Annotated in this window: 2 protein-coding genes; both read right to left on the reverse strand. The window is 55.4% G+C overall.

What is annotated here, in order from left to right; translation table 11 throughout:
- Positions 1–30: 30 nt before the first annotated feature.
- A complete protein-coding gene (locus ACVW0Y_RS06125) occupies positions 31–4,260 on the reverse strand; it encodes an RHS repeat-associated core domain-containing protein (RefSeq protein ID WP_457436766.1) in 4,230 nt (1,409 codons plus the stop codon).
- A 53-nt stretch (positions 4,261–4,313) separates the two neighbouring features.
- The gene (locus tag ACVW0Y_RS06130) at positions 4,314–11,774 is read right to left on the reverse strand and encodes an Ig-like domain-containing protein (protein ID WP_457436767.1); all 7,461 of its coding nucleotides are present in this window, start codon (positions 11,772–11,774) and stop codon (positions 4,314–4,316) included.
- Positions 11,775–12,487: the final 713 nt, after the last annotated feature.

Raw genomic sequence — 12,487 nt, forward strand, 5'->3', positions numbered from 1 at the left:
ACCATTGTTTTTTATCACATTAAGAGCCAATCAATCACAGTCAAGCGGCTGATCTTTACAACTCCAAGCATTCCCATATCTTTTTTTAAGTTTTTCTGCGTCTTTTTTTAACTTTATTATATGTTTTTCGTGCGCGTCTCTATCTGCTTCTCGTAACCACCTCTCATCCCACTTTTGTCGCATCTCAATACATCTTTCAATCCATTTGATCCTATTTCGCATGTCAGCACATATATCGCCAGTGTCATCTGGAGGTGGTGAATCGCAAAAAGATTTGTACGCTTGATACTCTTCCTCAGCTTGCGCCTCTTCTTCAGCAGTTCTTACTGGCCGATCAATCGGAGTATCTCCAGGTATCGTTGCTACAGCCCCGACAGCAGCAACCGCAGCCGTAGTTACCACTATATCTACTACGACTGAAACAAAACAGACCGGATTCGGACCCGCAACGCATGCTGCCTCTCCAGGATTTACTAGTCCGTGAGGGTCGCTAAATCGGAGTGGATTCCCTCCCACATACGCGTACCTGTTAAATCCACCTTCTAGGCCAATTGGATCACTTTGTATATAGCGTCCTACGCGAGGATCGTAGTCCCTGAAATAATTATAATTTAATCCGATATCTTCATCGAAATATTGCCCGGGAAACCTCAATGGATTACGCAGATTACCAGCTGTCGATGCAGTCTCGCCAAAGCTCTGTGTTTTAGATTGCCAGGTGACCTCGCCGCTCTTTAAAAACGCCACTTCAGGCGTCCCCATAGGGCTTGTGCCAAAAAAGTTAATTTGCATTGTAGGATCATGTGGAACCGTGGATTTAGCTCGAGTAAATAGCGGCCGACTCATCCATGGAGCGGTGGGGTTATACGCATACTCTTGCACTAACTCACCTTCAGCATCGTATTCCCCAACAAGCCCTTCTTCGCTATATAAGTAGTAAGTGATTTTTCCTTGCAGAGGCAAGATTTTACTAACTCGCTGACCTAGCGGATTATAAGCATAGCGAGCTAACACCTGACCATTTTTGTGTACTTCTATTAGTCGTTCTCGAGCGTCATACCGATAAAGCCAGTGATCGAATTCACTGCTCTGAATTAAACTACTATCGGCTTGTAAAACACCACGCTCAATTAAATTTCCATTGGGGTCATACCGATACCCGAGACCATTATGTTTTATGAGCTGATTATGGGCGTCGTACTGCCACCGACTTACGTCAAGCTCTTCTTTGCTTTGAGCTTCATCCAACCGATTGCCAACACTATCATAAGCATAAGCCTCATCGCGGCGGCCATCATTTCCAGGATACTTGGCCTCGGTCAGGCGATAAAGTTTGTTGTAAGCGTACGTACTGAGACCATTATTTTCCTTGATGTTCGTGAGATTCCCTATTGCATCGTAGCCATACTGTGAACTGAGAATTTCATTTCCAGCCGGATCTTTGAGTACTCGTTCGGTATAACGCTGGAGGCCGTCGTAACCCACGCTGTACCGACTTCCCCCTGGAAACATAATGCTTTGCGGCATATTCCAAATGAAATCCTGGAATGTGATGCTTCCCTGACCGGGAATACTAACTCCGGCAAGACGATCATTCAAAGTATAGCTGTAGCCGTATATCTGCTGTTCTGGTGTGGTATAGCTAGCCTTACGCCCGTTTACATCATAGGTGTAGTGGATAGTTTTGCTAAATGTGGGAAGAGCCTGCTTGTAGGTAGTTGTGATACTGCGCACTCGACCAAGTACATCATATGTATAGACACCCTTACTGCTCTCGTCCTCATAGCTAGACAAGCTGTTCAAAGCATTGTAGCTATACCTTGCAACGCTGCTAGTCTGCCCCGCCTCGACTGCAGATTCCGACGTAAAATACTCAATTCTTAGAAGCCTATTGCCATCATCATAGCGATAGATGCTAGCATGCCCATTCGGACTGAAGCTTTGTTTTAAGCGACCTATTTCGTCATACACATATTTCCGTTCGGTCGTAGGGGTGTTGACGTCCCCCACTTTTATCTCCGCAATCAAAGCGTCGCGAGAGTCGTAACGAAAACGAGTTTTTCGACCGGAAGCATCCGTCACTTGAATCAGATTGTCGCGCCTATCGTAATCATAGTGCGTTACACCACCTGCAGCGTTCGTAGTGCTGATCAAACGACCTAGCCCGTCATAGCTTTTATGGTCTTTATTAGTAGCGGCGTCTATCACCGCAGATACCAATCCGTCTGCCAAATATTGATACTGCGAGCTCTGGCTACTAATTGCTGCATTTACATTGTACGTGCGCGTCTCATAAGACAAGCGCTCCCGACTATCATATTCATATTTTTCCCCGAAGGTTGGGTAGTCGATACCAACTAATCGGCCTCTCTCATATTTATATTGTGTAGAATTGCCATTTTTATCGGTGCGCTTTTCAATTCTTCCACGGTTGTCAAAGTTACGTTCAGTGCGACTACCAAAAGCATCTACCACCGCACTTACACGCTGGCTGATATCGTACTCAAATTGGGTTCGTATATTCGCCGCATCAACGATAGATATCGGGTTCCCAGCGGCATTTAGGTCAGTTGTTTCAATACCGCCATCAGCTGATTTGACACGAATTAGCCGTCCTAAATCATCATATCCGTATACAGTTTCCTGACCGAGAGGCGTCTCCATTGTCAGAAGATTTCCCGCCGAATCGAAAGTACTTTTCCAAGTTTTGTTTTGAGCATTCGTAACCGAAAGTACATCCCCTAGGGCATCGTAGGTATATTGAGTTTTATAACCTAACGGATCGGTGATCGCTGTGAGATTGCCCTTACTATCGTATCTATACTGCCAATTTTCTGTTTCAACTTGTTCAGTATCATCGACCGAACTAAGAAAATAATCTAGCTGCCCCAATTTATTGTAGCGATAGGAAGTGCGCTTTTCCTCTGGTAGTGACGCGCCTTCAATCAGTTCAATCATGTTTCCTTTGTCGTCGTAACTGTGATGGGTTTTTATTCCGCGCTCATTAATCTCCTCCGATAATTGATTGTTAACAGGATTGTAAATTTTCTTGATTTCGCTGCCATCGGCATATTGAAGTCGAATAATTTGACCGTAACGGTTGTACTCCGTAACAGTCTTGTTGCCTTGGGCGTCCTGCTCCGCCATCTGAGCTACATAAGGAGACGGCGAGCGTCCTTGTCGCTGGGATATCTCCTTACTGACTGACAAACTCTTACCGGTGATGCGGTAAGCTTCAGCAACCTTGCTCACATCACTAGAGCGATCAGATAAAAGATAGCTTCGGTTGAAAAGGGTTTCACCATTCAACTGCTCGCGTACTAATTGCCCCAAACGGTCGTACCACCGTTCTGTAACTAGTCCTGCTTGATCTATCTTGCGTAAGTAATAATGCCCCACCGTATCGTCGTAGCTGTAACTGTATTTGGTTACGCGACCATCCGGCAAACGCCACTCCTGTACCCGATCATCGGCACTCAGCAGAACCGTTGTCCGCTGTTGCAATGGATCGGTGTAGCCGGCCAAGCCGTAAGTTTCATAGTGGTACTGCCAACGCTTACCCAGCACATCCACCACCGCGTTTAACTGGTTACCGCTATATTCGTACTTGACCTCACGGCCGCTGTAGTCCCTCACGCTTGTAACATTGCCGGCCGTATAGCCAAAAGTGATTAGGTTTTCACCGTTATGGTCTTTGATCTCAGTGATTCGACCTTCGGCATTTCGATTAAAGGTGATACGGACTCCGTTGTGGTCTAGATACCCGGTCATTTGACCTTTGGCGTTGTATTCGTTGCGGTTTCCTTGAATGTCAAGCCACTGGTATCCAGCCATACCGCGCTGGAGGGCAATTAACGTACGATTTGGTAAATTGTTAAAGCTGATGTTTTGGCCTATGGCGGTGGTGCTTGAGCGTAAATAGCTCTGGCCGTCTCGGATGATGGCGTAAGGCCTATCGGCGTTAACTGGATCTGCAGCCCCTTGCGGGGCGCCAACATCAACGGCACCCACAATCTCTAAATCATTCCAGCGTTCGTTCCAGACCCACTGTCCGTTTTTCCAACTACGTAAGATGCGTACAGGAGCCCCCAAAGCTTGTACTTTCAGGTCCAGAACAACTAATTGCATGCGTCCGTCGGCGTAGTTGGGTTCTCCGAACCTATGACTGATGCCCGGATTCGCTTGCACCAACCCACTCACCACTGACAACACGCCCGCACACAGCCAAAGGCCGAGGTGACCTAACGATTTCTTGCTCACTTGCGCACTCCCTTGCAGCCCTTCCTCACTTCGGAAGGGCTCACTTTCGTTAATTACTTACCGCCGCCGTTGGCGCCCGGGCAGTTGCCAGTTTTGCATTGCACATCAGGCACACATTGCTGCGTGGTGATCGGTGTCGGCTTAGGAATAAAGCTCCCGCCGCTACCGCCCCATCCACCCCAGCCACCGGCCCCGCCACCACCAATGGCGCCCCCGCCTCCACCACCGCCGCCCGCGCTACAGGCGGTGCCGGAAGAGAACCAGCCGACGTTCGCTTTACCCGGCACCTGCACACCATTGGCGCAGTAGCTGGAGTACGAAACGGTGCCTTGGTAGTTGAAACTCCAGCAGCCGGCAGCGCCGTTGAGCACGTCGTCCGGGTCGAAGCTTTGCAGGGCGACGATGCGGTACGGAATGATCACGACGTCGCCGGCATACAGCGAGTTGGGCACGGGGCGCAGGTATTCGATCTTCGCTCGTGCGTCGCCGGTTGGCAGGCTGGCTTTGACGTCGTCGGCGCGAACCAGGCCGTAGTTGGTCATGGTCAGTTCGCCTTGGAACACATCGCCTTTGCGCATGGCGGGCAGGTTGATCGCCAGTGGCTCGATCATTACCAGTGCCGTCGGCACATTGGTTTTGAAGGTGGCGTCAAGGACGACTTCGTAGCGATCTTCCAGGGTGATTTCTTTCACCGACCATTCGACGGTGACCAGCTTGCTCATCAGAAACACTGGCTCAGCCTGGGTCATGCCTGGCTTGATCCAGAGCTGTCCGGCGAGGTCGTCGTGGTCCCAGGCGGAAATGCGGTAGGTGTATTCACCGGCTGGAATGTTCTCCACCAGGGCCTGGCCGCGCGCGTCGCTGGTGATGCTGTATTCCTCGGTGAGCACGTTGCGGTTTTGCAGTTTGATCTTCGCGCCGGCTAAGCCTGGGATCAGTTCCCCGCTCTGGGCTTTGGTGCCGGTGTAGATATCCGACACTTGGAAGATCACACCGCCTTGGCCCGACTGCGTCACAGCGCCTTCCATGGCGACGTCCACTTGTGGGTGGTTGTCGGCCTGGATGCGCAGGGTGATGTAGTAGTTACCTTCCGCCACGGCATCGCCGGGTTTGAAGGCGACGCTGATTGGCGTACCCGCACCCACGGCCAGGTCGCCTGGGCGCTCGGAACTGCGCAGGCTTACCCATTGCGGCAGCGCACCACCCTCGCTATTCACCAGGCTGAGCCGCACGTTGCGCAGCACGTCCAGGCCGGTGTTTTTCAGGTTGATGGTTTCTACTTGTTCGTCACCGCCGCGCTTGAGCCCGGTACGAATCTGGTTCGGGCTCAGGGTAATGACTGGGCGCGCTTCGACCAGGCTGTACTGGATGCGGGTTTGCCCCACGGATTTGCTCAGGCCGTCGGCGACAATGCGGTAGTCCAACAGGCCACTCGCGGCGGCGCTGTTGTCGCCGGTTATGCGCAGGGTGAGGTTGCCGCGTTTCTTCGCTGCCAGGTTCATGGCGGGGCTGAGCTGCACTTTGATGCCGGTGGGTAGGCCGGTGGCGCCGGCTGGTTTGAGGTATTCCAGACGCAGGTTGTTGAGTGCGGTGTCGTAGCCGGCATCGACCACCACGGTGACCACCTGTTCGTAGTTACGTGGGAACTGGGTGGTGACATTGGCTGGCGAGAACGCTGCGCCTTGAACCAGGAACTGACCATGCTGCGGACGCGTGGAAATACCAGGGTGCACGATGGACACCTGGTACGTGCCGGACTCATCCGCTTCGGTTTGGTGTTCGTAGGTGAAGGCGCCTTGTGCGTCGGTGGTGACACTGACCACGCGTTCGAACCCGCGCACGTTGAGCACCACGCTTAGCTCGACATCGGCCAGCGGCTGGTTCGTGTCGCGCTTGAGGGCGCGGCCAGTGATGGTCACTTTGTCTCCGGCTTGCACTTGCTGCGGTGACACCTGGGTCAGCTCGCCTACGTACGGGCTTTCTACCAACGTCAATTCACGGCTGCTGCGTACGCCGCGAATCTTCAGTTCAGTGGGTAACCCGGTTTGGTAGTGCAGGTAGTCGGCTTCCAGGCGCAGGCGCACTTGGTCTGGCGCTGCGGCGGGCACGTCGATAGTGAACGGGCCGGTTTCCAGCACATCGAGCGCGCCCACACGTGCAACGGTACGCCCGTCACGCACAGTGACCAGCCCGTTGCCGAGGTACGCCTTGATAGGTTGACTGGACAGCACGTTGCCTTTCAGGTCTTCCAGTACCAGGCGCATTTCGTCTGAGGCTTGGCTGCCGCTGGCTTTGGCGGTGACCAGTTCGGTCGCCACGTCGCTAGGGTTTTCAAGGCGCAAACGGACTTGGCCAACGCCACCGCGAGTCAGGTCATCGGCGAGCAGTTGAACCAGCACGGCGCTCTCCCCTGCTTGCACGGTTTCATTGTGCTGGATAAGCACTTCTTCACCCGCCGCCGGCGCATAGACCAGCTCGCTGCTCAATGGCACCACACCGGGTAGTTCCGGATAACCGCCGACGATCACCGGCACTTCACTTAGGCCCGCAGCGGCCACATCGAAGTAGTCGGAGAGGTGCTGTTGCAGCGTGCCGCTGACGTCGAGGTTCACCCGCAAGCGAACATGCGTCAGCGCCTGCTGGCTGCTGTTGCTGATGCGGTAGTGCAACGTGTTGAACACGCCGCGCAGCAAACGTTGGTCGGCGCGCAGTTCCGCCCTCAGGGCGGGCAGCAGCAAGGCATGGGGCACGCTTTCAACGCCTTGCGCGTCTACGGCAGTAACCTGGTAACGACGGTCCACTGCCAGTGGCAACGCCAGCCCTTCATCTTGGTATTGCTTGGTTTGGATAAGTTGGCTGTTGAGTTTCTGGGCCGCGCCCTGTGCCCCGACATACACGTTGTAGCCGACCACATCTTTACCGCTGTGATCCCACTGCAGTAGCGGTGCTTCGCCATCGCGCAGGGTAATTTTCAGATCACGGACCGGCAGCAGACCCGAGTTCAGGTACGCGCTATCGGCTGGGGCAGACTCGTTGCCGGCCGCATCCACCGCCGTAACGGTGTAAGCGTGTTCGGTGTCGGAAGGCTTGCTATCCAGGGCGATCAGTTCGGGAATGTTGGTTTGCAGTGCGGTGATGCCAGCGACGGTGATTGGCTCACCTTGAGCGGCATCTACGCGGTACAGGTTGTAGGTGTACGTGCCGGCATCCACAGGCGGCTGCCAACGCAATACCACGCCTGCGCCGTTCATTTCTGCCTGCAGTTCGCGCGGCACCGATGGAGCCTCGCTGTCCACTGCAACACGAACCGCTTCGCTTGCCTGGCTTATGGCTTCTTTGCCTTCATGCTCGCGAACACTGGCGACTTGGTAGAAATAAACGCCGTCAACCTGGGCTGCGACGGGCAGGTTGTCCTCGTAGTTGGCATCACGGACGCGGGCCAATTCACGGAACGCTGTTTCTGCCTCGGCTCGGCGCATCAGTCGATAAACCGAGACTTCCGCCACTGGCTTCCACGCCAATGCAACCCGCCCCGAGGACAGCGCTTTACCCGTAAGCCCCTGCGGAATATCCAGCGGCGGCAAGTTGCCTTGGTATACTTGGAAGTCGCGTCGCCCTTGGATACGCTCGCTTTTGTTGCCCAGGTCATCTGTTGCCGAATAGGCGAAACCGAGCAAGTCCACCTGTTGTTTACCGGCGTCGACCGGTACGCGGAAACTACCGGTGAGAATCGGACTACCCGGCTTCGATTGAGCATCGAGGCTTAGGGCAACTGGGCTGCCGAACGCTGTCCCGTTGAGCTGTGGAATAAGCTGCGGCTGGCCTACCGGGTCTTCGCTCAAGCGCAGAATCACCTGCACTTCACGGCCCAGGTTGTTGGCAACCAGGTTTTCCACCGGGCTCTCCGGCAGCAAGGACAACTGCTGCACATCCGGCCCTTGGGTATCGATGCGCAAGGTTCTGCCTTGGCCGATATCGGTGCCTTCGTTACCGACGACGTCATAGGCGGATACCCGCGCATAGAGCAAACCGGACGGCAACGAGGTGGTGATATCGAAACTGCCTTGGTAGTACAGCGGATCGTTTGCTGCCTGGGTCATACGCACCGGTATGGAAGCGCCCTCCGGCACATCCAGACTGAGGAATGGTGCATTGCGCAACGGTTCGGTCATTTGCAGGCGCACATCGACCCGCGCCGGCGCAAAGCGGCCATCAGCAGAAACCGCGCCTTGTGAGCTGTAGGTAACGGCTAGAACTTGCGGCACCACGCGGTCTGCCACAGCAGACTTCTGCACCGATAGCGCACTTTCAGAACCCAGTTTGTTTACGGCCGTCACGCGGTAGTAGTAGGTGCCATCGGCGGTTGGTTTGTGGGTGTAACTGAGCGCCGTAAGCGCTGAAGTATTAACTCGCGTAACGCCTGATTCGTTGATTTGCGTGAACGGTTGGCTGGCAACGTAGACGTTGTAGCCAGCCGCCGTGCCCTGGCTGACCGCTGACCAACTCAGTTGCACGACGCCCAGTGTTTTGCTGAGCGCTTGCAGGCCGGCGGGCGCGTCCGGTTGAGTGGTATCCAAGGTCACATTCAACGGAACACTTTCTGCGCTGAAACGTGTACGGCTGGCGTGACGGAGTTTCGCCACGATCTGGTTTTCCCCCTCGCTGAGGGTCACCGGTACTTGGGATTCACCGCTAGTGCCCAAGCTGACTTCGCTCGGCAGCAGGTTATCGTTAAGTTCGATCTGGGCACTGGCCCCAACTTGTCCGCGAATCACCAGCGTCTGTTGCGCCGTGTTGGTCGTAGTGGCTGGGTTCTGTAGGCGCAGCGTTGGTTTGGCGGGTGCGTCCAAGTCGACATCCAGCTCAACACTTACGTCGGTGGCGTTATCCAGTGTGTCGATCAGTTTGATGGCCAACACATGCTCGCCGTCCGTGATACGCGTCAGATCGAGCGCTTGCTTATAGCCGCTGGAGGATTGCAAGGCTTGGCCCAGGGGTTGCCCATCCAGGCTCACTTCAATGCGTGCGATACCGGACTCGTCGCGGGCCTGCAACAGCAGCTCGCCCAATGACTCCACATCACCTCCGCCGAGAAGATCGGTCACGCCTGTGGCCGTGCTCCAATTCAACTGGCTCAACACAGGTCCAACCGTGTCTGCCGATGGCGTCACGCTGACTGCCTGAACCTGAGAGTTCTCGCCACCCGAGGTGTTCAAAACGGTTACGGCGACATAGTAGGTCTGGCCGTTCTGCAAGCCAGCAACAGACCCAGACAGTTGTGCGGCGGTGCGGGATAGACGCGGGGTCATGCCGACCACTGAGCTGAAGGGCGCATCTGCGACATAGATACGGTAGGCACTCACCGCGGCTGCCGGTTGAGCGGCTTGCCATTTCGCGTCGAAACGGTTGGCAAAGCCTTCAACTTCCAAACCTTGTGGGTTGGTCAGCCAGGTGACGCCAGGGTTACGCACACCGACGCTTTCGTTGCCGTCGCTGTCCACCGCGACGAGCTTCAATGGATAAGCGTTGGCCGCCTGTAGATTGCTCAGTGTATAGCGCAAACCGCCGCTCAAATCTGCCAGTGGCAGGTTGATACGTTGCTCTCCCGCAGCGCCCACATACAGCGCGTAGCCGGCCAAATCGGTGGCGCTGTTGGCGCTTGCAGTCCAGCTGATTTCCAGGCTCTGCGCGCCAGGTACGACCTTCAGATTACCGGCTTCTTCTGGGGCGACCACGTCGTCAGGAGTGACTGCCACCGCTGCAACTGCGGCCTGCTGCAGGCCCTGTTGATCCACCGCGACGATGGCGTAATAACGCTGCTCGTCACGCACCAAACCGCTGATGGTCAGTTGCTTGATTCCCGCGGTAACCGTTTGCAGTAACTGCGCGTTGGCAACTGAGGTGAATGGCGCTGCGGCGCTGTAAACCCGGTATTCCTTGATGTCGTTGCCGTTGGCGACTTCGTCGTAGGTTGGCCAGGAGAGTTTTATAGAGGTGCCGCTGCCTTTTGGTTCGGCGGTAAACGCCACGGGGCCAGGGGCTTGATCGTCGAAACGGATTTGGAAGGACGTTACGGGGCTGACGTTGCCGGCGGCGTCAGTCTGGTCGACCGTGAACGGGTTGTCGCCAGGGCTTAGCGTTAGCTCGAATTGCCACGTCGTACCGCTGGTACTTGAGGTGGCCAGAACAGTGCCGGCCGCACTACGAATACGCGTGACTGCGCCCGCTTCTTTGGTACCGGCAAAGCGTTGTTTGGCGCTAGTGGTTACCGCCGGATAGGCACTTACGACAACTGCCACTGGGGGCGTGTAGTCGAGCGTGAAGCTGTAGGACGCAGTTTGGAGATTGCCGAATTTGTCCTGCAGACGTACGTCGTAGCTGTAGCTGCCTTCTAACAACGGGCTGAAGGGAGTCAAGACGAGTTTATTAGCGTCCTGACTCAATTGTCCCGACAAGGTACTGCCTGCGCGCTTGAGAGTAATGCCACTCTTGGCCAAATCCAGCCCGCTACCTGCTTCAGTGAAGGTTACCCAAATGGCGCTAGGCACCTCACGAATGCTTCCGGAGTGCGAAGACTGATTCAGGCTCGGCTTCACGCTGTCGACGTCAAACTTCAGTGTTACTGCCGTTGGCGACACATTGCCAGCCGCATCACGAATCGAAACGTGCAACTCGCTTTTGCCTTCAGCTAGGGCGAAATCAGGAATAGTCCATACGCCACTGCCCAAGACCACGCGCTTAACACCGTCCACTAGAACTTCCGTGTTGTCGTCGCGTGAACCGATGATTGTGGTTTTACGCACTGTCAGTTCGTTAACGGCGGGAGCGACAAGGGGCGCAGAAATTTGAGGGACTTCGGGTGAGCTACGGTCGACGACAAACTTGCGTAGGAAGATGTCATTCGGCTCGTCTTCGATACCGTTGCCGTCTTGGTCCATGCCCCGGCCTTGCGCGGAACGGATGCCCGCTACTCGCAGTTCATACTCGCCATCGGGCAGCGGCTCGGTAAATTGAAAGAGGTATTTGGCAGGGTTGATTGGGTTAATCGCGGCGTACGCCACAGCACCTGTCGGGCCTTGGACCCAGACTGTTTCTGAACTGATAGAGGCAGGGGAAACGGCGCTGTTGAAGTCGATGGTGAATTGCTGGACTTCATCCTTGGTGAGATCGACGAGGCTGGTACCCAGAACCGCGGTTGAACCGATGCGGTATTCAAGGTGCAACGTGCCGACGCCGGGTGTGCCGGAGCCGGTGCCGGGCGCCACGCTGATCTGAGAGAAGACGTCTACGTTCAGCATGCCTGCGTGGTAGAGGGCGATGCGGCCGCCGCCGCCGGCGCCGCCTGAACCTGTACCGTTTCCGCCGACTGCCTGGATACGGGTCGTGGCACTTCCCAGCAGTTGCTGGGCGCTGATCCACAGTGAGCCCCCTGCACCACCCCCACTGCTACTCGATGTATAGGTCGCGCCATTGGCAAGTAGCTGGCCGTCCAGTTTAAGTACGCGCGCAACCATCGTGAGCGCACCACCACCGTACGCACCTGCGTCGCCGCCTCGGCTGCCACCGACGCCAAACGTCGTGGGCATTTGCTTATCCCCAAATACTGGGTTCGTCGTATAGCTGCTGTACCGCCCGCCCAGTCCCCCATGGCTACCGCCCGAGAGATAGCCAACTTCTTGCGAGGCCGGGGCCCCCTTGCCCGTCAGATCAATTTTGGAAGTCGGGTCCACGTCTACCGTGTCAGCGATGAGATTCAGAGCCTTACCAACTGGTGACGTGAGTGATGAGTTAGTACGCACTACGACCGAGCCATAGGCGTGCGCTCCTGCGATCGCAAGCGTCGCCTTCTCGAGAAGTAATTGCCCGTGATTGCCGTCGGGATCAAAAACTACTTCGCCTTTGATCTCTCCTATTACATTGCTCCAACGCAGCGAGCCCGTGTAGCTAGGTCCCGTGCTCAGATCCAGCAGCGCACCAGGAGAACTGATGGGGACCCCATCGTTATTGAATACAACGTCTTCGGTGCCGTTGCTCGTGTTCTTCAGATAAATAGACCCAGCTGCGCCGGTTTGAGCGTTGGTCGATAGCCCGCCTTTGGCCCACACTTGTGTGAGTAAGGAACCTTGGCTGAGCGTGTCGTAATACAACGCGACCCGGCCACCGCCACCACCCCCGTACACGGCTTGACCACCGCTGGCCTCAATGCGGGCTTGATCACCCAGAGTCA

This window comes from Pseudomonas sp. TE3786 (assembly GCF_054057335.1).